Source organism: Neptuniibacter sp. (assembly GCF_024231755.1).
GTDB lineage: Bacteria > Pseudomonadota > Gammaproteobacteria > Pseudomonadales > Balneatricaceae > Neptuniibacter.
Window position 1 is genome coordinate 1 of the sequence record NZ_JAAEQH010000181.1, and the last position, 22,992, is coordinate 22,992.

General features: G+C 46.2%; 21 protein-coding genes. 11 read left to right on the forward strand and 10 right to left on the reverse strand.

Going from position 1 to position 22,992, the window contains the following annotated elements; translation table 11 throughout:
• Positions 1-81: 81 nt before the first annotated feature.
• The 4 genes from GY843_RS09550 to GY843_RS09565 all read left to right on the forward strand — a co-directional run bounded on the left by GY843_RS09550 (position 82) and on the right by GY843_RS09565 (position 4,191).
• Complete coding sequence (locus GY843_RS09550) at positions 82-894, forward strand: sulfurtransferase (RefSeq protein ID WP_297308967.1); 813 nt, start codon at positions 82-84, stop codon at positions 892-894.
• Positions 894-1,760 (forward strand): archaetidylserine decarboxylase, encoded by an 867-nt coding sequence (asd, locus tag GY843_RS09555; RefSeq protein ID WP_297308968.1) that lies wholly within the window; start codon positions 894-896, stop codon positions 1,758-1,760. Before GY843_RS09550 ends, asd begins: the two co-directional genes overlap by 1 nt.
• A 64-nt stretch (positions 1,761-1,824) precedes the next feature.
• Positions 1,825-2,847: a folate-binding protein gene (locus GY843_RS09560; protein WP_297308969.1), complete on the forward strand. Its 1,023-nt coding sequence runs from the start codon at positions 1,825-1,827 to the stop codon at positions 2,845-2,847.
• A 93-nt stretch (positions 2,848-2,940) separates the two neighbouring features.
• A complete protein-coding gene (locus GY843_RS09565) occupies positions 2,941-4,191 on the forward strand; it encodes a GGDEF domain-containing protein (protein WP_297308970.1) in 1,251 nt (416 codons plus the stop codon).
• On the opposite strand, the gene ung is transcribed toward GY843_RS09565, so the two are convergent.
• The 6 genes from ung to GY843_RS09595 all read right to left on the reverse strand — a co-directional run bounded on the left by ung (position 4,175) and on the right by GY843_RS09595 (position 9,257).
• Positions 4,175-4,864 (reverse strand): uracil-DNA glycosylase, encoded by a 690-nt coding sequence (ung, locus tag GY843_RS09570; RefSeq protein WP_297308971.1) that lies wholly within the window; start codon positions 4,862-4,864, stop codon positions 4,175-4,177. The genes GY843_RS09565 and ung overlap by 17 nt on opposite strands.
• Before the next feature lie 5 nt (positions 4,865-4,869).
• Positions 4,870-5,310, reverse strand: coding sequence for a hypothetical protein (locus GY843_RS09575; protein WP_297308972.1), 441 nt, complete (start codon positions 5,308-5,310; stop codon positions 4,870-4,872).
• 153 nt (positions 5,311-5,463) lie between these two features.
• Positions 5,464-6,966 (reverse strand): lysine--tRNA ligase, encoded by a 1,503-nt coding sequence (gene lysS / locus GY843_RS09580; RefSeq protein WP_297308973.1) that lies wholly within the window; start codon positions 6,964-6,966, stop codon positions 5,464-5,466.
• A 32-nt stretch (positions 6,967-6,998) separates the two neighbouring features.
• Entirely contained in the window at positions 6,999-8,093 is a 1,095-nt protein-coding gene (gene prfB, locus GY843_RS09585; protein WP_297308974.1) for a peptide chain release factor 2, read from the reverse strand.
• Positions 8,094-8,297: 204 nt separating this feature from the next.
• Positions 8,298-8,822: a flavodoxin FldB gene (gene fldB, locus GY843_RS09590; protein WP_297308975.1), complete on the reverse strand. Its 525-nt coding sequence runs from the start codon at positions 8,820-8,822 to the stop codon at positions 8,298-8,300.
• A 111-nt stretch (positions 8,823-8,933) separates the two neighbouring features.
• Complete coding sequence (locus GY843_RS09595) at positions 8,934-9,257, reverse strand: phasin family protein (protein ID WP_297308976.1); 324 nt, start codon at positions 9,255-9,257, stop codon at positions 8,934-8,936.
• Between the two features lie 176 nt (positions 9,258-9,433).
• Here GY843_RS09595 and gloA point away from each other — a divergent pair, with 176 nt between their 5' ends.
• The 4 genes from gloA to creD all read left to right on the forward strand — a co-directional run bounded on the left by gloA (position 9,434) and on the right by creD (position 13,425).
• Positions 9,434-9,826, forward strand: a complete 393-nt coding sequence (gene gloA / locus GY843_RS09600; RefSeq protein ID WP_297308977.1) for a lactoylglutathione lyase — start codon at positions 9,434-9,436, stop codon at positions 9,824-9,826.
• A 21-nt stretch (positions 9,827-9,847) separates the two neighbouring features.
• Positions 9,848-10,534 carry a two-component system response regulator CreB gene (gene creB, locus GY843_RS09605; protein ID WP_297308978.1) on the forward strand — a complete coding sequence of 229 codons (687 nt, stop codon included), beginning with the start codon at positions 9,848-9,850 and terminating at the stop codon, positions 10,532-10,534.
• Complete coding sequence (creC, locus tag GY843_RS09610) at positions 10,531-11,982, forward strand: two-component system sensor histidine kinase CreC (RefSeq protein ID WP_297308979.1); 1,452 nt, start codon at positions 10,531-10,533, stop codon at positions 11,980-11,982. The genes creB and creC overlap by 4 nt, the downstream gene beginning before the upstream one ends.
• 63 nt (positions 11,983-12,045) lie before the next feature.
• On the forward strand, positions 12,046-13,425 hold the full coding sequence (creD, locus tag GY843_RS09615) for a cell envelope integrity protein CreD (RefSeq protein ID WP_297308980.1): 1,380 nt from the start codon (positions 12,046-12,048) through the stop codon (positions 13,423-13,425).
• Between the two features lie 9 nt (positions 13,426-13,434).
• On the opposite strand, the gene GY843_RS09620 is transcribed toward creD, so the two are convergent.
• Both GY843_RS09620 and GY843_RS09625 read right to left on the reverse strand, forming a co-directional pair.
• Positions 13,435-14,646 carry a GGDEF domain-containing protein gene (locus GY843_RS09620; RefSeq protein ID WP_297308981.1) on the reverse strand — a complete coding sequence of 404 codons (1,212 nt, stop codon included), beginning with the start codon at positions 14,644-14,646 and terminating at the stop codon, positions 13,435-13,437.
• Positions 14,647-14,744: 98 nt separating this feature from the next.
• Positions 14,745-18,782, reverse strand: coding sequence for a PAS domain S-box protein (locus GY843_RS09625; RefSeq protein ID WP_297308982.1), 4,038 nt, complete (start codon positions 18,780-18,782; stop codon positions 14,745-14,747).
• Between the two features lie 397 nt (positions 18,783-19,179).
• Between GY843_RS09625 and GY843_RS09630 the strand changes: the two genes are divergently transcribed.
• The 3 genes from GY843_RS09630 (at position 19,180) to GY843_RS09640 (ending at position 21,909) form a co-directional block, all read left to right on the forward strand.
• Entirely contained in the window at positions 19,180-19,977 is a 798-nt protein-coding gene (locus GY843_RS09630) for a tetratricopeptide repeat protein (protein ID WP_297308983.1), read from the forward strand.
• A gap of 172 nt (positions 19,978-20,149) precedes the next feature.
• Complete coding sequence (locus GY843_RS09635) at positions 20,150-21,394, forward strand: YeeE/YedE family protein (RefSeq protein ID WP_297308984.1); 1,245 nt, start codon at positions 20,150-20,152, stop codon at positions 21,392-21,394.
• A 59-nt stretch (positions 21,395-21,453) separates the two neighbouring features.
• Positions 21,454-21,909: an RDD family protein gene (locus GY843_RS09640; RefSeq protein WP_297308985.1), complete on the forward strand. Its 456-nt coding sequence runs from the start codon at positions 21,454-21,456 to the stop codon at positions 21,907-21,909.
• Positions 21,910-21,924: 15 nt separating this feature from the next.
• Here the strand turns inward: GY843_RS09640 and GY843_RS09645 are convergent, their stop codons facing one another.
• Together GY843_RS09645 and GY843_RS09650 are read right to left on the reverse strand one after the other, a co-directional pair.
• The gene (locus GY843_RS09645; protein WP_297308986.1) at positions 21,925-22,599 is read right to left on the reverse strand and encodes a phosphoglycolate phosphatase; all 675 of its coding nucleotides are present in this window, start codon (positions 22,597-22,599) and stop codon (positions 21,925-21,927) included.
• A 17-nt stretch (positions 22,600-22,616) separates the two neighbouring features.
• A partial coding sequence (locus GY843_RS09650; protein ID WP_367183827.1) for a ribulose-phosphate 3-epimerase occupies positions 22,617-22,992 on the reverse strand: 376 nt, incomplete at its 5' end.

The following is a 22,992-nucleotide window of genomic DNA, read 5'->3' on the forward strand; positions in this document are numbered from 1 at the left end:
TCCTATTGCAGTCGAGTAGTTTTTACTCCTGCTTAGGAACCCAGTATCATCTGCAATCCATTAAGTTTCTGGTACATCCCGATGACTCTGCCGCTGATTATCGAAGCTGACGAGCTGAAGCAAAATCTAGACAACCCCGATCTGTTGATCATTGATCTTTCCAGTGAAGAAAACTATCTGAAAGGGCATATCCCCGGTGCTATAAATCTACCGTCCTCACGCTTACTACGCGGTGAAGCACCTGTGCCGAATAAGTTGCCAACCCTTGAACAGTTACAACAGTTATGTGCAGATATTGGACTCACGGAAAACTCCCCTATCGTTGCCTACGATGATCAGATGGGACCTTGGGCTGGCCGACTGATGTGGACTTTGAATATCCTGGGACATCACAACTGTTCAGTCCTAAATGGCCAGCTAGCCGCGTGGACCAACGCAGGATTTGAACTCGAGCAACAGAGCAACACCCGCTCTACTGATGCTAAACCGGTAACTATTAACAATGACCTAATTGCCGATGCAAGCTATATCCAGAAGCATCTAGGTCAGGATGGTTTCACTATCTGGGATGCCCGAAGCGCTGAAGAACATAGCGGTGAAAAAGTGATTAATGCACAGAAAGGTGGCCATATCCCAGGCGCGAAACACCTAGAGTGGACCGACTGTCTGATCGGCGGAGATGACCTGCGCCTTAAGCCTAAAGATGAACTGCTCGCTCTGCTTAGTGATGCAGGCATTAACAAAAACAATACCGTGGTCACCCACTGCCAGACCCATCGTCGTTCGGGTCTGACCTATTTAGTTGCCCGCCATCTTGGATTTGATGATATCCGTTGTTATGACGGCTCATGGTTTGAATGGGGCAATCTACCTGATACCCCAGTGGAGAAGTAATGAAGAACCTGAAAGATAAACTTTTTATCACTTTCCAACATGTTGTGCCTCAACATTTAATCTCGCGATTTGTTGGAAAAATCGCTGACTGCCAAACACCGTGGGTTAAAAACACCTTCATCAAATGGTTTGCCAAGAACTACCAGATCAACATGGCAGAAGCGCTAGAAGAGGTACCTACCAACTATCCAAGCTTCAACGCGTTCTTTACTCGCGAGCTTAAAGAAGGTGTACGCCCTATCGACCAAACCCAGGGCAGCATTGTCAGTCCTGCGGACGGTGCTATCAGCCAGTTGGGGCCAATCGAACATGGCCGCATTTTCCAGGCTAAAGGGCGTGGTTATGGATTGTCGACTCTGTTAGGTGGAGACCAGCAACGCGCCGAACAATTTATCAATGGTAGCTTTGCCACGATCTATCTCTCACCCAGAGATTACCACCGTGTACACATGCCTGTGAAAGGCACACTCACCCACACAACCTATGTGCCCGGCGACCTGTTCTCGGTAAACCAAACTACAGCCGAAGGGGTAGACCAATTATTCGCCCGCAATGAGCGACTGGTTGCCTATTTCGATACTGAGCAAGGCCCAATGGCGATGATTCTGGTTGGTGCAATGATTGTTGCCGGTATTGAAACAGTTTGGGGCGGACAAGAAGCCCCTCTCTTGAAAAAACCAATTCACACCCCATTTAATTCACAGGAACCAGAACCAATTATTCTTGAAAAAGGCGCAGAAATGGGTCGTTTCAAACTAGGTTCCACGGTGATACTGCTATTTGGTAAGGATCGCATCAAGTGGGGTGAAGAACTATCTGCTACCAGCCCAGTCAAATTAGGCGAAGCGATAGCCAACGCAGTTTAACCTTTTAAGAATTTCTGAGGCCCTGAATATTAATTGGGGCTTTAGCCATAGGTGACAAAATAAGATGAACAAGCTGATTAACCTGTTAGAAGAAAAAGGTATCCAACTCAATACTGAGAAAAACGAAGTATTAAGTGGTTGCAGCAAAACTACGCAGGTCATCCCTTTGATTCATCAACGAGTATTGTCCGTGAAAGGCCCGGATACAGAGAAATTTCTACAGGGCCAGTTAACCTGTGATGTAAGAGATGTATTCAGCCGAGGCAGCTCACTGGGAGCTCACTGCAATATCAAAGGCCATATGCTGAGCTTGTTCAGAATGATCAAAGTAGATCAAGAACAGGTCTGGTTACGTATGAGCCACGATATTTTCGATTCTGCCTGCAACAACCTGAAAAAGTACATCGTATTCTCAAAGGCGGAAGCTGAAGAGGTCAGCGACACCATTGCAGGCATTGGCGTGACCGGCCCAGGCGCACAAGCACTCATCGAAAATCTGTTCGACCAGTCCCCTACAGAAGATAACGGCATCCTTACTCTTAGTAACGGAGTTGTCATCAGGGTACCCGGCAACCGCTATGAAATTTGGATGGAACAAGAAGCCCTGGCTGCTCTAATAGACAAACTACCTGATGAAGTAGGTTTAGGCTCTACTGATAATTGGTTACTCAGTGAGATCGACACTGCGACGCCTGATCTTCGCAAGGAGACTCAAGAAGCCTTTATTCCTCAGATGACCAACTTTCAGGCTCTGGATGGGGTAAGTTTTAGCAAAGGTTGCTATACCGGTCAGGAGATCGTTACTCGCCTACAACACAGAGGCCAACTAAAAAAGCCGATGTATCTGGCAGAGGTTGAATCAAACACTCGCCCTCTACCTGGACAAGGTATAGATACAGAAGAAAAGCCGAATGCAGGTCAGGTCGTTTTAGCAGCCCCCTGCGGCGAGAACCGCTTCCGTTTACTGGCAGTGATCAATAAAACCCTGGCAGAAAGTCACGAGCTACGTTTATCAGGTGAAAACAAAGCTATTGAGCTGTTAGAACTTCCCTATCCACTTGATCCTGATCTGTTTACTCGAAAATAGGCTTTTCAAAAAATACTGTTGACCTAAAACCTAAATCACTACACACTCCCTGTGACCAGCTCCAGAGAATAACGCCTAAGGAGAGGCACAGGGATGAGTGATTCCGCCCCCGGAAGCCCCAAAACACCGCTGATACTTACCAGTATCACTGCGTCTCTCTGCCTATGCCTGCTGCTCTATATTTATTCCATCTCAGAAAGCTCGTTTAAACGCTACGTACCATGGGTAGATGCATCCATGGAGATCAAATATGAGATCAGCTTAGCCCATCTATGGTTTGAAGAAGTTCTCAGTGGCGATACTCAGGAAACATTAGAAAGTGTTGAGTACCACATTCAGCGCGCTAATTGGTTCACTCTAGCCATGCTGGATGGAGCCAATAATGAACAAGGCAGATTTTTACCTCTGGAAGAACCAAAACTGAGAAAACAGGTTAACCAGCTACTCTACCAATTGGGGCTCTTTCAGCAGAAAATGCAATACAGACTTACCATTGTCCCCAATCGTGCTGGCACACCTATCGATCAGGAATTTGACCTTATTTTCAGGCAACTGTTACAACTCACCAATACGCTGGAGGTAGACCTTAAACAACATATAGCAGATGAGAAACAGGCTAAGAACTCCCTGATGTTACTGTTGATGTTAGCCATCTGCACTATGGCAGCTACCGCTGCATTCTCAATATGGCGCTTTACACGAAACCGTGCCAACTACCTACATCAACTGTCTGCTGCCAACCTGCGCATCTCTGAGCAAAATGCTCAACTCAAAGAGCTAGCCCACACAGACCAACTCACTGGATTGCCCAACCGGAAAATGCTTGAAGCGATTGCAGCTCAGATCTTAGGGCATGTTTCTAGAAACCAAACCTGTCTCAGTGTGACTTTTATTGATTTAGACTTCTTCAAACCTATCAATGATCAGTATGGGCATAGAGTGGGTGATAAGGTATTGACCAGCCTAACCAAAGCTATATGCATGGAACTACGCGAGGGAGATGTCTTAGCTCGATTAGCTGGAGATGAATTTATTCTGCTACTTGAGGAAGACTCGGACGAGACAATAAAGCAAGCTTTGAATCAGATCTTCTCCCGTATCCAAACCCGCTTGGAGATGCCCATTGTAATACATCCGGAAGAGATCCATATTCGTATTAGCGCAGGCACAGCCATAGCGCCTACCCACGCTGAAGAGTTTGATGACCTGCTACATTATGCAGATCTGGCTATGTACCATAGTAAACAGCAGGGGCGAGGAAGGCACCACTACTATATTCCTGAAATTATTGAAACGCAGGAAGCGCAGAGACAAAGCTCATCTAGACCTACTCTTGAACCTTAGCCGGAAGCTGCCACTGAATAGCTGACTTACCCATCTGCTCCAAATACAGGTTAGCCTGACTAAAATGCTTACATCCAAGAAAACCGCGATGAGCTGATAGAGGCGATGGATGTGGAGCTTGCAAAACCAGATGCCTGTCACGATCGATACAAGCCCCCTTCTTCTGCGCATAACTGCCCCACAGCATAAACACTACATTCTGACAGTGATCATTTACCTGCTTAATCACCTGATCGGTAAACAGCTCCCAGCCTTTGCCCTGATGAGAACCCGCATTAGCCTGCTCAACCGTCAAAACACTGTTTAAAAGCAACACACCTTGCTGCGCCCAGGACTCAAGATAGCCGTGATTTGCAGGAGCAACCCCTAGATCAGATTGCAGTTCTTTATAGATATTCACCAATGAAGGAGGTGTTTTAACACCTGGGCGAACCGAGAAACATAACCCATGAGCCTGGCCTGGTTGGTGATACGGATCCTGCCCTAGGATCACCACTTTCACCTGATCTAAAGGCGTGGTTTCTAAAGCATGAAACCAGTGATCAGAATGGGGATAGATAATTTTGCGTTGGTTTTTCTGCTCTCTGAGAAAATCTTTCAACTGCTGCATGTAAGGTTGTTCAAACTGATCCGCCAAAACAGCCTGCCAGCTTGGCGCTGCATCAAGAGCCATATTACTTATCCACCACAATCTTTAACTTCACCAGGCGCTAACTGTATAGGTTCAGTAATCACTCGTCGATGCCAAATTGAGTAATAACGCAAACGCCCGGGAGCATGGGAAACAATTCCGGAAATAATGATGCACAGAAAATAGATGGAAGCATTCGGCTGATCAAACCACCACAATACCGTTGAAAGCAGTAACAACTTGATTCCAATCGCCGTACCACGCAACTGAATCAGCCAAATCCCATCGGAGTATGCTTCCATAGCCGCCATAGCGAAGCCACTGATCACAGTCATCAAAAGAAACGGATACCAACTGGACTCGGGCTGCTGATACAGATAAGCACCCGCTAATCCAGCAATTCCCACCAGATGCAGTGTCCGCAGCGAGATGCTAAACCAACGTTTGTGCGGAATAACGCGTTTTTGGGAAGGAAATAACCAATTCATAATCTCGATTATATATTGAACTACTTATTAAACCATATAGGTAATTAGCTAAATTCAGGTACAAAAAAAGGGGACAGGCTTTAGCCTGTCCCCTTGGATACTTTCCACAAACAACAATGGAGACCGGTTCAAACCTGTCCCCGCATATAACTATTAACCGCGCGGGCGCATCGCAGGGAATAGAATCACATCACGGATGGATGGAGAGTCGGTAAACAGCATTACCAAACGATCGATACCAATACCTTCACCCGCTGTAGGTGGCAGGCCATACTCCAGAGCGTTGATGTAGTCGCCATCATAATGCATCGCTTCATCATCACCTGCATCTTTCTCGGCAACTTGGGCACGGAAACGCTCAGCCTGATCTTCAGAGTCATTCAACTCGGAGAAACCATTTGCCAGTTCACGACCACCAACGAAGAACTCAAAGCGGTCTGTGATGAATGGATTATCATCATTGCGACGCGCTAGCGGAGAAACTTCTGCTGGATATTCAGTGATAAACGTTGGCTGATCCAGACGGTGCTCAACTGTTTTCTCAAAGATCTCGATCTGAACCTTACCCAGACCCCAGCTATCTTTAACGTCGATATCCATACGCTCAGCAATCTGGCGTGCAGCATGGTCATCAGCCAATGCTTCAGCAGTGATATCTGAGTTGTAGTGCAGAATAGAATCGAACACACTGATACGGCGGAATGGTTTTTCCAGATCGTATTCGAATGTTTCCAGCACTTCGCCTTCATCATTACGTACAGTGTTAACGATAGTAGTTGTGCCCAGAACATCCTGCGCAACAGTACGCAGCATATCTTCAGTCAGGTCCATCAGATCATTGTAATCCGCATATGCCTGATAGAACTCAATCATTGTGAATTCAGGGTTATGACGGGTAGAAAGACCTTCGTTACGGAAGTTACGGTTGATCTCGAATACACGTTCAAAACCACCCACAACCAGACGCTTCAGGTACAGTTCCGGCGCAATACGCAGGTACATATCACGGTCCAGCGCATTATGATGCGTGATAAACGGACGCGCAGTCGCACCACCTGGAATCACCTGCAGCATTGGCGTTTCTGCTTCAATAAAGCGACGCTCTGTCAGGTAGTTACGGATACCAGATACGATCTTAGAACGGGTTTCAAAAACCTTACGTGAATCTTCGTTAGTGATCAGATCAACATAACGTTGACGGTAACGGATCTCAGTATCCTGCAAGCCTTTATGCTTATCAGGTAGTGGACGTAGATTCTTAGTCAGCAACTGGTATTCACCCATATCCACATACAGGTCACCTTTACCAGACTTATGCAGTTCACCAGTGATACCTACGATATCACCCAGATCCAGACTCTTAGCAAACTTACGCGCTTCTTTGTTTACGTAGAACTGGATACGACCCGTCATATCCTGAATTACGCCAAATGCACCACGGTTCAACATTACTCGACCCGCAATGCTTACCTTGATGCCTGCTTCAGCCAACTCTTCCTTAGATTTATCGCCATACTGTGCCTGAAGGTCTTCGGCATAGCTATCGCGACGGAAGTTATTTGGGAATGCATTACCCTCTTCACGCAGCGTGTTAAGTTTCTCACGACGCTCCGCAATCAGGCGGTTATCATCTTGTTTCTGAGTGTTATCAGACATCGGTGGTTAAACCTTTAAGTTTGTGAAATTTGTTACAGACCAGCTTTCAAGCTGGCTTCGATAAACAGATCCAGATCGCCATCCAGTACTTTGTCGCAGTTAGAGCTCTGCACATTAGTACGTAGATCTTTGATACGCTGATCATCCAATACATAGGAACGGATCTGGCTGCCCCAGCCAATATCCGCTTTAGAATCTTCCAGTTCCTGCGCGGCTTCAGTACGCTTCAGCATCTCCATCTCGTAGAGTTTTGCACGCAACTGTTTCATGCAGGTGTCTTTGTTCTGATGTTGAGAACGCTGCGCCTGACTCTGTACCACAATACCGGAAGGCTCATGGGTGATACGTACCGCAGATTCAGTTCGGTTGACGTGCTGACCACCAGCACCGGATGCACGGTAAACATCGACACGCAGATCAGCCGGATTGATTTCGATCTCAACGTTGTCATCGATCTCTGGCGAAACGAATACTGACGAGAAAGATGTATGGCGACGGCCACCGGAATCAAACGGAGATTTACGCACCAGACGATGCACTCCAGTTTCAGTACGCAACCAACCAAAAGCGTACTCACCCTGGAAGCTGATAGTGGCAGATTTGATTCCCGCTACCTCACCGGCTGAACATTCTAGCAACTCGGTTTTAAAGCCTTTATCTTCACCCCAACGCAGATACATACGCAGCATCATTTCAGCCCAGTCCTGGGCTTCTGTACCGCCGGAACCAGCCTGGATATCAAGGAATGCGTTATTAGGATCAGCTTCACCTGAGAACATACGACGGAATTCAAGCGTCTGCAGCTTATCCATCATCGCATTTACATCGTTCTCTACTTCAGCGACAGTATCTTCGTCATCCTCTTCTACCGCCATATCCAGAAGATCACAGGTATCTTCAACACCAGCGGTCAGCTCATCGATTGTTTCAACAACACCTTCCAGTGTAGAACGTTCTTTACCCAACTTCTGAGCATTCTCGGGATCATCCCACACCGCTGGGTCTTCCAGCTCGCGAGTTACCTCTTCCAGGCGCTCTTTTTTACCTTCGTAATCAAGAAATCCACGCAGCGCTTCTGTGCGCTCATTGATATCTTTGAGGGCGTTGAGAATCGGATTAATTTCCATGATAGAGATTCGTGACCAACTGATTAAAAAAGGGGCAGTATTTTAGCGAAAATTGGCAGATAACACTACCGTTTCATCAGTAGAAGCAACTTACTTTAGAAATTCATAGAAGAGGAGCTGCTCCCGGCACATTCCAGCCGGGTAACAAGCTAAACATGTGTGGAAAGGCGCTATATAGCGTAATGAATAAGTAACCAGATGAAATTAATCCGCCATACCAAACTCAGACAACACCTGGGCACACCATTTCTCAACGCGTTCCTGAGTTTCACCATGCTGACAGTCTTCATCAATAGCTAAACCCACAAATTGTTTTCCATCAGCGGTCAAGGCTTTAGACTCTTCGAAGTCATAACCCTCAGTTGACCAGTAACCAACCATTTTCGCACCTTTCTCCTTCATGCGATTATGTAACAGCCCCATAGCATCAACAAACCACTCGCCATAGCCAATCTGGTCCCCTAGACCGAAAACAGCGCAGGTTTTCCCCTGAACCTCAGCAGCCTCGAGCACCTGCCACAGATCATCCCAATCTTCCTGTAGCTCACCAAAATCCCAGGTAGGTATACCCAGAATGAGGTGCTCATACTCTGCAACACTCTCCAGTCCGTCTGCCGCAATATCGATGCGGTGAACCTGATCAAATCCGACCCGTTCCGCAATCAGCTCAGCCACGCTTTCTGTATTTCCGGTGGTAGAACCATAAAACAAACCGATTGGACAACTCATATACAACTCTATTTAAGCCTTGTTGACACGAATGAGTGTTAACAAGTTCTGGTGATTTTTTTTGGAAATAAAAAAACAGCACAAATGTGCTGTTTTTAAGACAGATAACTATTAATTATTGAAGGCGTCAAAAGCATCCTGAGCTACGCCTTCAATTTCTGAACGCGCATCTTGTAACGCTTTCATGTTCTGTTCGCTGGCATGTTTCAGAGTATCTTCCAGCTCCTTAGCATAAGTACGCTGCAGCTCGATCAGATCGGTAGGTGACTGACATTTCTGCATCTCTTTAGTCTGCTGAATTGTTGCCTCAATACAGGATTTGGTGCATTCCATTTGTTGACGTGTCAGTTCTTCCAGCATTTTTGTCTGGATATTAACCAAGTCTTTAAAAGGCCCCATGGAACTACTGATTTTTTTATTCATATCTTGAAACATAGTCGTCACCTTCCCTACTCAATTGCCAGAAAAAACCTGACCATGCTTATAATAAAGCATTCAACGTATACAATGGCAAAAACGATACAGAGCCAGAATTCAGGTTTCGCTGGGTACTCAAACGAAGTTTTATCAACTCATTCAACCTGAATAATAACAAAAAAGGACCAAAAATCATGCGTCTGTTGCACACAATGCTGCGAGTGACTGATCTGCAGCAATCTATAGATTTTTATACTCAGCTGTTAGGTATGGAATTACTCCGCAGCAAAGACTATCCCGATGGCCGTTTTACTCTGGCATTTCTTGGCTACGGAGATGAATCAGATCATACCGCTCTGGAACTTACCCATAATTGGGATACCAATAGCTACGAACTGGGTAACGCTTTTGGACACCTGGCAATAGAAGTCGAAGATGTCTACGCAGCATGTGAAGCGATCAAAGCTAAAGGAGGCGAAGTCGTCCGGGAAGCAGGCCCAATGAAACACGGATCAACCATCCTCGCATTTGTTAAAGACCCAGACGGTTATATGATCGAATTGTTAGGCACTAAACGTAGTGATTAAAGAACCACTAAACGGATGACTGTGACGGAATATAAAGCACAAGTCCTGCTTGTCGAGGACGAACCCAGCATCGCAGATAACGTTATCTTTGCGTTACAGATGGATGGTTTCAGAACAAATCATCAACTACTTGCTGCAGCAGGACTTGAACAGTTAAAGTCTGACGACTTTGACCTAGCCATTATTGATGTAGGCCTTCCCGACTTTAACGGCTTTGAACTCTGCAAAAAAATCCGCCAGTTTTCTAATATTCCTATTATTTTTCTTACCGCACGCTCTGACGAAATTGATCGAATTCTTGGCCTTGAGCTGGGCGCAGATGACTACGTTACCAAACCGTTCAGCCCGCGTGAACTGAGCACTCGGGTTAAAACAATTTTACGCAGAGCTTCCTCCCAACCAGCACCGCAGCAAACTGAACTTCTGGAAATAGATAACAAGAGAGCAGCGATCAATTTTCAGGGCCACAAACTTGAACTTACCCGCATCGAATATCTACTGCTAAGTAAATTAATACAGAGACCGGAACAAGTTTTCAGCCGTGAACAACTGATGCAAGCGGCTTGGGAGAATCCCGAACACAGTCTTGATCGAGCCGTTGACACCCATATCAAATCGATCCGCGCTAAACTGAAAAAAATCGATTCAGAACAGCAGCTCATTAAGACCCACCGTGGACTTGGCTACAGCCTGGAGTTAAACCGGTGAAGTTTGGCATTAAGCTGTTTTTGACCTACTTTGCCCTACTCGGACTGGGCGTGTATTTTTTCCTGAACTCTATGTTGGTAGAGATCAAACCCGGCCTTCGCCAATCGCTTGAAACCGCTTTAGTCGACACAGCCAATCTGCTAGCAGAGATGATTGCTCCACAATCGCCCAATGAACAGATCAAGATTGATCTACTAAAGCCTGCAATCATTAAAACCCTACAGCGCCCTATCAACGCCACCATCTGGTCTCATAAACAGGTCCATACCGAACTACGTATTTATGTCACAGACCGGAAAGGAACGGTGATTTTTGATTCTGCAGGCAGAGACCTAGGCACGGATTATTCGCAGTGGAATGATGTCTATTTAACCCTGCAGGGTAAATATGGCGCCCGCAGCACTCAAGAAGACCCAAACGATAATTTCAGTTCGGTGATGTATATCGGTGCTCCTATATACCAACTAACCGAAGCAGGTATGCCTGTTATCGCAGGCGTTATTTCTGTTGGAAAACCTAATGTCAGTGTTGAACCTTTCTGGCAGATCGCCCGGGATAACATTCGCTCTAAAGGGATGTGGCTACTTATCGCAGCAGCCCTAGCAGGAGCGCTTTTGGCAACCTGGCTCAGCCTGAACATCCACAGATTAGTAGAGTACGCACGACAAGTCAGTGAGGGGGAATCCACCAGCAGTCCGAGCATTAGCGACCCCGATCTGGCCAAACTAGCCTTAGCCATGGAAGAGATGCGTAAGGCACTGGATGGGAAAAAGTACATTGAAGATTATACCTTGACCCTAACCCACGAGATGAAAAGCCCTCTCACAGCACTCCAAGGTGCAGCAGAGCTTATCAGCGTTGCCCAAGACGATGCCGTTCGACATCAACTGGCACTGAACATTAACCAGCAAACCGAACGTCTACGTGCACTGGTCGATCAAGTGCTGGCTCTGGCCCGCCTGGAGAACATGCAAGGACTAGAAAACTCAGAGCAATTAGATCTGTCACAGCTTGTTCTCGACGAAATCGAACAACTCAACATACAACTACAAGCCAAACAGATAGCGATCCTCAACGAACTACCACAAAGCCATCAAATAACAGGGGACAAACTATTACTGGGTCAGGCGATTCGCAATCTGCTGGAAAATGCTACCGACTTCAGTCCTCAAGGAGGCTCCATAACCCTAACACTCGATCAGCAACGAGATATGACTCAGCTATGTATCGCGGATCAGGGCAGCGGTATTCCCGAGTACGCCCAAGACAAAATCTGGCAGCGCTTTTACTCCCTGCCACGACCCTATAGCGGCCAGAAAAGTACCGGCCTGGGCTTAAGCTTTGTGCAACAAATTGCACTGTTACATCAGGCTGATGTCAGCCTAAAAAATAGAGATGAAGGCGGTGTAAAGGCCTGCCTGACATTCCACACACAAAACACACATTAAGCACACTCCTACCCCACACAACCTTCATAAACTGTGACAAACCTTCACCGTATGGAGTTAGTCATGTCAAAAAAAATCACCCTCAAGCTGATCATCATTGGCTTTCTGGGCTTACTGCTTTGGATTCCTCTACTTCTAGAACAGGGAGTTGTTTACGAACGAATGAGCTACCGAGATCAGGTTGTGCGAGACATCGCCAGCAAATGGACCGGCCAACAGACCATTACCGGCCCTATCGCCATTATTCCGTGGCAGCTGGCCTACACCGAAAAGCAGTGGCATGAGGAAAGTAAAAGCCACCGCATCATTAACAAAAAACGTAGCGGACAGTATCTATTGTTACCCAGCCATCTACAAAGTCATGCTGAGATAATGAACGACACCCGAAGCCGAGGGATCTACCAGATCCCTGTGTATAGCGGCCAACTGAAAATGGAAGGACGTTTCAGCAACAGCAAACTGCTAAAACACAAGCAGCAGTTGGAAGCCAAATACAAGGGGCAGCTCAGTTGGGGGCAGGCTCGGGTGGCTATTCTTATCTCAGATATGCGCGGCATTATCTCTGAACCAGAATCCCTTTGGAGAAACAAAGCCATTAAGTTTAGTGCCGGTAGCACACTTAAATCACAAGCTCAGGGCATTCACGCAGAGGTACCAGGCTGGTCTGATTCACAATCTGAAGAAACCACATTTTCTATCGCAATGCCTGTAAAAGGGATGGAACGTCTTCTTCTTACTCCTTCCGGGGACAATAGTGATATCACCATGACCTCCGACTGGCCCCATCCCAGTTTCACAGGTCGCCACCTTCCTTCGAACTACGAGATCAGTGAGAGTGGCTTCAATGCAAACTGGAGCACCTCACCTTTTTCAGCCGACCTGAAATCAATCCTGAAAGAGTGTCAGAACAACAATTACTGCGATTTTAGTGGCCACTCTGTTGGTACAGAGTTTATTGATCCTGTAGATATGTATTCTCAGGCTGAGCGCTCCATTAAATATGGACTACTATTTATCGCTGTTACCTTTATGTTGTTCTTCCTGTTTGAGGTCCTGAAAGAGTTACAGATTCACCCAATCCAGTACGGCATGGTTGGTATGGCACTCGCCCTGTTTTATCTACTATTGGTATCTCTCAGCGAGCATATCCCCTTCCTTGGAGCCTATGTAATTGCCACTATTGCCTGTTGCGGTCTGCTTGGCATATACCTGAGTTCGGTATTAAGGAGCAAACAAAGAGGGGCCTGGTTTGCAGTAGGGTTGGGGTTACTCTATTCGCTGCTGTATATGATTATTTCATCAGAGGATTTTGCTTTACTGATGGGATCAATTTTGATCTTTTCTACTCTGGCCGTCAGCATGCTGACAACGCGTAAAGTAGATTGGTATAACTTAAAAACACAAGCGAAAAATCCGCAAAAAGATATAGATCAAACAGCATAAGCGATGAAACTAAGGGGCAGGCTCATCTGCCCCTATCACACAGTTTCGACCAGCGTTTTTCGCAGCATACAAGCGGTTATCGGCACGCTTAATCAGCTCATCAGAATGCATATCTGACGGTTTAGCAACAGCACAACCAATACTGATGGTCACCTTTAGTTCATGGGTGTTAACCGTGAATGGTTCTTCTGAGATCAGTTTTAATATACGGCTGGCAATACTTTTGAGCCCATTTGGAGTGATTTCAGGCACCAATACCATAAACTCCTCACCACCATAACGCCCAAGGTCCGAATACAATCTCAATTCACCCTGTAACCGGTGTGCAACCTGCCGTAACAGTCCATCACCAACCTGATGCCCAAAACGATCATTGAATTGTTTAAAGTGATCAAGGTCGAGCATCATAAGCCCAACCTTTTTCCCATCAGCTTCCTGCCTTTTGCAACGCTCCCATTCTGCTTCTAAACGGCGGGTAATTTCTGCGCGATTGTATACATTGGTCACCATATCGACTGTAGCCAATTGCTCCAGCTGGCGCTGCTGTCTAATCATCTGCTTGGCAGCTTTACGCATAAAGAACATGGCAATGAAGAGAATAATCACCAATATAGTCAGGACTATGGCCGCCAACACGATAACTCCCTGGCGGATATCATTATGAAACTCCGTCATATCCTGATATATCTCAAACGCGCCAACCACCTCTCCAGACAAGGATTTAAGTGCCACATAGCTTTCTACTACATCGACATCAAATCGCTCCTCATTCTGCAGATCCCTTATCTGACCTTTATGTTGAATGCTTGAACTGCTGTCCCCCTGCAGGGCTATATTAAGAGATTTATTGTCCAATGAGCGCTTACCGATAATGGACATATCAGTGCTGTAAATCACCACACCATCAAGGCTAAAAAGCTTAATTTTGACCAGATCGTAAGGTGCGATGAAGGCTCGCAGAGTTCGGTCCAATTCAATAAGCTGAGGAGGCAGAAGCGGTGCCTTCTGCAGAGCAGAATCCAACTCTTGGCGATGCGCTTTTGCAATTGAAGTAGCCAGCCTTTCAGCATTAGATTCAGCTAGCTGAACGACATATTTTTCATACTGATGGGATACGGTATAGCCTGTCAGAATCATCAACACTAACGCAGATAGCAGTGCTGTGATACAGAAACGTTTAAGAAAGAGATCAGACGACGATGATAAATTTTCGGGGTTCATCCCAGCGGGGTCCTCACAAATCACCCACCTTGGCTTCGATAATATTCCTTAAGAATCAACTTACTAACAAGCTTCTACAAAATGGTAGCAAAATTTTCTTACTTTTCTTGTAAATAACGTTCAAAAATATCAGCTGGGACTGGAGGACTGGTTAAAAAGCCCTGATAAGAATTACAAGTTTTACTTCGCAAAAACTCCAGCTGTTCTGCAGTTTCAACACCTTCTGCCAGCACTTTTAATCCTAAGCTATGCCCCATTGCCACAATGGTCGACGCTATTACCATATCATCTTTGTCACTCGGGATATCGTCGACAAAAGACTTATCTATCTTTAAAACATCCAATGGGAACTTCTTCAAATAAGCTAATGAAGAGTAACCCGTCCCAAAATCATCAATTGCAATTTTCACCCCAAGCTCACGTAGGCTATGCAGAAGTTCGATAGATTCCTGTTCCCGCTCCATCAAAGCACTTTCGGTAATTTCGAGTTCAAGATAACTCGCTGGCAACTTGGTTTCTGCCAGGACTGAGCTTATCTCACTCTTAATATCCAAATGGCGAAGCTGAACAGCAGATAGATTTACAGCAATACTTATTGGTTCATACCCCTGATCGATCCAGGTACTCACTTGAGCGCAGGCTGTCCGTAATACAATTCTTCCAATATCACTTATCAGGCCTGTTTGTTCAGCTAAAGGTATAAAATCAAGAGGAGAGACTATGCCTTTATCGGGATCATTCCAGCGCACTAACGCTTCTGCTCCTACGATACAGCCACTATCAATATCAACCTGGGGTTGGTAATAAACTTCAAACTCTTGATTTTCAATACCATGAATAAGCTTAGCTTCAAGGTCCAGGCGATTTCGCGCATCCTGGGTCAGCTCTTCCGTAAAGTAATGAAAGCGCCCTCGACCTTCGGCTTTCGCTCTGTATAAGGCAGCATCTGCATGTTGCAGCAATGCATCGGCATCCTCACTTTGGGTTGGATAGAGGCTAATCCCTACCGAAGCACCAATAGCTACTTCGCAGCCATTACTCAGTGTCCAGGCTTTTGCCAACAAAGAAATAATTTCATCGGCAATAACACCAGCGTCTTCGGGATGATGAATATCCTCTAAAAGCACAGCAAATTCGTCACCACCCATTCGGCAAACAATATCTACCTGCCTTAAGCGTTTCTGAAGTAGGTCCGCTATCTGTTGTAGCAACTCATCTCCAGCTGCATGTCCAAAACTGTCATTTACATCTTTGAATCGATCAAGATCCAACAGTAGCAAAGCAACATAACTTGCATTACGTTTAGACGCACCCATCGCCTGCTCTAACCGCGCGTGTAACATCAAACGGTTTGGCAGCCCCGTCAACATATCATGATGCGCCAGATAGGCTAATTTCTGCTCGGACTCTTTAAGGCGAGAAATATCAGCAAAAACACCTACATAATTGCTAATTTCACCTGCATCATCGTACACCGCATTGATACTAAGCAACTCAGGATACGTACTACCATCTTTACGGCGATTCCAAATCTCTCCTTGCCAACTGCCTGTCTCAGATATCGATTTCCACATCTCCTGATAAAACTGGTTATCATGACGACCTGACTGAAGGATTCGAGCTGGAGCTCCTATAATCTCTGCTTCGCTGTAACCCGTCAGATGGCAAAAAGCCTCGTTGACCATTTGAATGACGCCATCTGTGCCAGTAATCATCACACCATCATTTGTGCTACCGAAAACTGTAGCAGCCTGCCGGAGTTTCTCTTCATCTAACCTTTTCTGAGTGATATCGCGGAGAAACGCAAAAAAGTGACCACCACTACCACCACCAGCCCAGTAGGTGGCATTGACCTCTACATCATATATATTTCCATCTTTGCGCCGATGCTTTGTCGTAAAAAGAGCCCCTCTAGAATTCATTATTGATTCTATTCGCTCTCGGGTATCTGCTGGAGATTCAACGACATCTAAGTCGTTGATTTTCATTCCCATCAACTCTTCACGACTGAAGCCCGACATCTTCACGTAAGCTTCATTCACATCTAGTATGCTGCCGTCTGTATCGACTATCCAAAAGCCATCTAACGCTGTTGTAATAACACCAAAATAGGTCTCAGCACTCTCTTTCAATGCTTCAGCCGCCTGACGCTGTTCAGTGATGTCATCCAAAACAGCCAGGAAACCCTGATCCGTCACCATACCGGAGGCTCTGACTGTTTTTATTTCACCATTTTTACAGCGTACTAAATATTCTTGAGGCTCAATTTTACTATCACCCTGTCGGGCGTTTTCTACTGATGCTAACCACCTTTCTCTTACCTGGTCCCTGTACTCCTTATTCGGGTGAACCAACAATAGCCAGTTTTCCAAACCAGAGAGCTCGGTTTCGTCATAACCAAAGACATTTACAAACTCCTGATTAAGACTAATAAGCTCTCCGCTGTAACTTACATAGGCCATCGCCAGAGAGGACTGTTCAAATAGGAGTCGAAAGCGCTGTTCGCTTTCGCGGATGGATTCTGCAGCTTTTTCTTGCTGTGTAACATTGGTTAGCATGCAGTGGGTACAAACCTCACCACTCACGGGGTCTTTGCCCAATTGCCCATTAACCCGGACAATACAACGCTCACCTGTTTTGGTTTTAAGCTCAAAAAGAGGACCGTCAACCCGCCCCTTATTGACAAACCGTGGAAACTCATTGTTCAACGTACCCAATGAAGATGACATCAGAAACGCAGTAATATGCTTTCCAATGACTTCTTTTCTCTCACAGCCCAACATTTCTAGCCAGGCATTGTTAACTGCTCTCAGATTTCCATTCATATCCAGTGATTGATATGCAAGAGGGGCGTTCTCAAAGAGCGCTTCAAAACGTCGTTCACTTTCTTTTATTTTTCGAGTGGCCTCTTCACGCTCTGAAAGGTCACGGGCTACAGCTACCACATACTCTTTCAACCCAAAGTTGACCAATCTAGCTTTGATCTCAACCGGATATTCAGTCCCATCACTTCTTTGATGGAAGGTTTCTATCAATAATTCATCTTTTTTTCTCAGCTCAGGTATAAACTCATCAAACCAGTCTTCAAGAGTTTTTATAGACTTCAGAAAATCGCTAACCCTCAGGTTTAACAGCTCACTCCTCGAAATATGCAAACTTGTGGACGCTTGATCATTGGCTTCTAAAACGCGCGCATCATCAGCATCAATAATAAAAATGGCATCACTGATCTGTTCTACCAGATCCTGATAGAAGGCTTTCTGCTCAACCTCTCGCAGACGCTCTTCCGTATGCTGCAAATCACGGTTCTTTCTTTCAAGGCTCTCTTGGAGATACTCGATATAAGAACCTTGTAAAGATTTAGCAATATCGTGACGGGTCAGAATCCCTTTCAACTGCCCCTTTTCACCGACAACAACCAAGCGGCGGATCTTGTGCTGCTCCATCATTCGACTGGCTACCTGTAGCGGAGCATGGGATTCAACTGTTAATAAGGGAGATGTCATCTCATCCTTGATAGGGATATTACTTATATCCACATCTCGTCTAGCCAAGCGGACCATATCTCTCTCGGTAAGAACTCCTACAGGCTTTCCCTCTTCAACTACAACTACACAACTGATACGAACAGAGCTCATGATCTGCAAAGCCTTTAGTAGCTTCATATCAGTTGCTACGGTTTGCACATTAGAGGTCATAGAAGATTCAACGGTTTTTAACTCAACCAGATATTCCATGCCCATGTGGTGCAGGAAGTCTCCCTCACTAACCAACCCAGCCAGGCGCCCCTCTTCGTCAACGACAAGCAAGTGCCGAACCCTGTTTTCTGACATCAACTGATAAGCTTTGCCGTAGCCAATACTGGATTGCACAGTCAGAACTGGATGACTCATTACATCTTGCATAAGCAAACCCGAAACGGCCCTTCCGTCAGCCATCAGGCGTATAGCATCCTGCTCAGTAAAGATGCCTACCGGCTTCTCCATCTCATTAATTGCGACAACACTACTAATAGCCCTTGACTGCATTAGAGATAATACGCAGGACAAATCACAATCAGGGCTGACCGTGACCACATTAGGCGTCAGAATAGTTTTTAACGGTGCGGTATCCAGCTCTATAACACTCAAGTTCATAGCGTCGCATCTGCAGTTTTGGGAACTTACGGAACTTGTGAATAAGCCTTACAATCAAGCTCCTGCAATGTATTTCTCAATCCTATATCTATTCAGAATAGATAACATTGATACAAATTCTCGTTTATTCTCGATTAACATCCAATAATATTTAATGTATTTATTTTACATTTTATATATTATTGATCCATCGCAAATGAACTAAATGATTAACTAGTGTTCTATAGAGCGCCTGTATAGAATGCCGCCATAAATTAGACAATGCTGAATTAACCTGCACTTACGGAGGAATCTGTACCTATTGATTCTAATCCGTATTGGGCATCAACAATTAGACACGAAGTCGTTATAATTGCGACCTCTTTCAAATCCTAATGGACAAAGTGGGCAACTTTCGATGAAGAAACAGATTCTTTTAGCTGCTAGCCTAATGCTGAGCATCAGTGCCACCAATGTGATGGCTGCAGACCTTGGTAAAGGTACCCTTGCCTTTGAAAAGCAGGATTATGCAACAGCGATGAAAGAGCTGAAATCCCTAGCCAGAGAAGGCAACCCTGACGCAATGAATATGGTGGGTCAGATGTACGAAAACGGCTGGGGCGTTGACAAAGACGTTAAAAAAGCCCGTCGCATGTACAACCGCGGTGCATCGCTTGGCCATATGGGCAGTGTAAACAGCCTGCGCGCTATGAAAGATAAAGACTACAAAGTCGAACTGGAGACTGTTGTTCCAGCGGCTGAATCGGGTGATCCATCAGCGCAGAACCGCTTGGGTGAAATGGCAGAATTTGGTTACGGCATGGAGCGAAACCCTGATTTGGCTATTCAATGGTATCTGAAAGCAGCCGATCAAGGTTACGTAGCAGCTCAACATAACATTGGCCGCTGCTATAACTTTGGCACGGGTGTTGAGCAAGATTTCGTAGAAGCTGAACGCTGGTACCGTCAAGCTGCTGAGCGCGGCCACACCGACGCGATGTTCTTCCTTGGCACGCTATATTCTAATGAACACGGCTCACAGGCTGATCAGAACACAAACATCCTTGCTTATGCCTGGATGCACAATGCAGCTCAACTGGGTAACCGTACTGCAATTGAGATTGAAAAGCGCCTGATTATGAAACTGGATGCATCACAACTGGCAACAGCCAAAGAGCTGGCTGAAGAGTATCGAGTGAAATACGTAGGCCAGTAAAAACTGGAAATTATCAACTAAAGGCGACCACTATGGTCGCCTTTTTATTTAAGTTGAGACTAAATTAACAAGTCTTTATTCAAATTGGTGATATAATGACCAGCTTTTCCGATGAGCAGGCGCAGATCTGTCATCGATAACAGCAACACAGTTCTATACGACGATATCACTTATGAATAGCGTGCAAACGCCCTCTCCTGAGCTCACACCTGAAGTTGAATCTAAAACAGGACAATACTCCGTCACCCTGATCTCCTTAGGCCTGTTCTCATACTGTCTATATTGGTTACAGCAGAATGAATCCAGTCAGCAGATGTGGCTGATGCTGATTGGTGGTTTTCTTGGCTTAGCTCTCTACCACGCCTCCTTCGGTTTCACGACAGCATGGCGTAACCTCATTGTTAACCGCCGCGGCAGAGGCCTACGAGCACAGATGGTGATGCTCGCAGTAGCGGTATGCCTGTTTTTCCCAGCATTAAGCAGCGCTGAACTATTTGGCGAAGAGGTACGCGGTTACATTCGCCCCCTTGGCTATTCAGTGCTGGTTGGTGCATTTATTTTTGGTATCGGTATGCAGCTGGGTAATGGCTGTGCCTCAGGAAACCTCTACCACGCAGGTGGTGGTCAGCTCCGTGCTATACCTAGCATGTTTGGCTTTATGGTTGGAGGCCTCTGGGCTACTGCGGATTATGAGTGGTGGACCGGGCTACCTCAATTCGCCCCAGTATCGGTTATAGAAGAAACAGGACTTATACCTGCAATCATGATCAACCTAGCTCTGTTTGCAGGGATTGCTCTATTTACCATCTGGTTGGAAAAACGTACCCACGGTGAGGTGGAAAAAGACCAGCCATTGTCCGAAATCGCAAACTGGCGCCGTTATCTTCAAGGCCCATGGCCATTTATCTGGGGTGCTCTGGTCCTGGCAATACTTAACTTTGCTACTTTAGCGATGACAGGTCGCCCCTGGGCTGTTGCTGTCGCTTATCCATTGTGGGGAGCCAAACTGGCCATGCTACTGGAGCTGGAACTTGAGCTGGATTTCTGGAGCTACTGGTTACAACCGGGCCGCGAAACCGCTCTAGAGGAATCACTAACCAGTGATGTTAACTCTGTGATGAACGCTGGGGTTCTGCTCGGCGCATTTGCAGCAGCAGCGATGGCAGGCAAGTTTTCTTTCCAATGGCGACTACCTATTTTGCATTGGATCGCGGCTCTGCTCGGTGGCGTGATGCTTGGTTATGGCGCAACCATCGCTTTCGGTTGCAATATCGGCGCATACTTCGGCGGTATCGCATCGGGAAGTTTACATGGCTGGCTCTGGCTGATCGCAGCATTTGCAGGAAGCATCGTAGGCAGTTATATTCGCCCCCTGTTTAAACTGGACACCAAAACGTCCACCCGCAGCGCTTGCTAAAACAGCGCCCACTAAATAGTGCCTGCTAAACAAGAACAGAGCGATCATAAGGAAACAGGATGAGCAGACCGTTTAAAGAAACATATGCCGAAGTCACAACAGCAAGCCCGATGAAAAGGCTTGGTGCCTTTGTTTATGACTTTATGCTTGTTGTAGCTCTGTGGATGGTGACAGGTTTTATTGCAGTAAGCCTGAATGACGGCGAGGCAGTAACTGGACCCGCTTTCCAATCTTTCCTATTTATCCTGACTTACGCATTTCTCGCTTTCTTCTGGATGCGCAGCGGACAGACTCTTGGCATGTTAGCCTGGCGCCTACGCGTGCAAACTGTTGAGGGCTATCGCCTGAACTTTATGCAGAGCCTGATCCGTTTTATCGTCGGCACAGTATCCCTACTCTGCTTTGGAGCAGGTTTTCTGTGGATGTTTATCAGTAAGCAGAAACAAGCTTGGCACGACCTGGCTTCAAGCACTCACGTGGTGGAGCTGCCGAAAAACGCCAAGATTTTAGAATAGAAGAATCTGGAGTAATCAGGTTAGATCGGAAAGGGTTTCAACAATCAGGTCAGGATTACTGTCTGCAATATCCTGGCCATGATTGTAGCCGTAAGGCACACAAACTACCGGACAGCCAGCGGCTCTTGCTGCTCCCACATCACTTTTAGAATCCCCCACCATTAGGGTTGATTCAGGCTCGACACCACAACGTTTCATCGCTTCCAGCAACGGCTCTGGTTCTGGCTTTTTCTGCGGCAGGCTGTCACCGCCTAGAACCACATCAAAATAACCGCTCAGTCCGAAACCCTCCAACATCGTATCGGTAAATCGTATCGGCTTGTTGGTCACAACCCCCATACGGATACTCTGCTGCTGCAGGCTTTGCAGGCACTGCTCTACTCCAGGGTAAAGGACACTCTGATCAGCGGTTGCCTGAGCATAGTAATCCAGAAATAGCGCATAAGCTTTTTCAAACTCATCCGGATCTATATCTGACGGATACATCTCATCTGTGATTGCCCGCTCCACCAGCACAGCTGCGCCATTACCAACCCAGGTCCTGACCTTATCTACACCCGCTTCGGGTTTACCCAAAGTAGAGAGCATTCGATCAATGGCCTGGGCCAGATCAGGCACGCTGTCCACCAGCGTACCATCCAGATCAAATAGAACCAGCTCAGGATTGGAACCAGAAAAGAGTTGCCGCATTATGTTCAAACCAACCGTTACTTAACCAGTGCCAGCTGCTCACGCATCTGTGCAATAGTTGCAGCATAATCATCAGTATTAAAAATTGCAGAACCTGCAACAAAGGTATCAGCACCCGCTTCAGCGATCTCGCGGATATTGCCAATACCCACACCACCATCAATTTCCAGACGGATGTCATAACCGCTGTTATCGATAATTTCACGCGCCTGACGCAATTTATCCAGAGTGCCTGGAATAAATTTCTGACCACCAAAGCCCGGGTTTACAGACATCAGCAGAACCATATCCACTTTATCCAGAACATATTCCAGGTGACTCAGTGGCGTAGCTGGGTTGAATACCAAGCCTGACTTACAACCACCATCACGGATCATCTGCAAAGAGCGATCA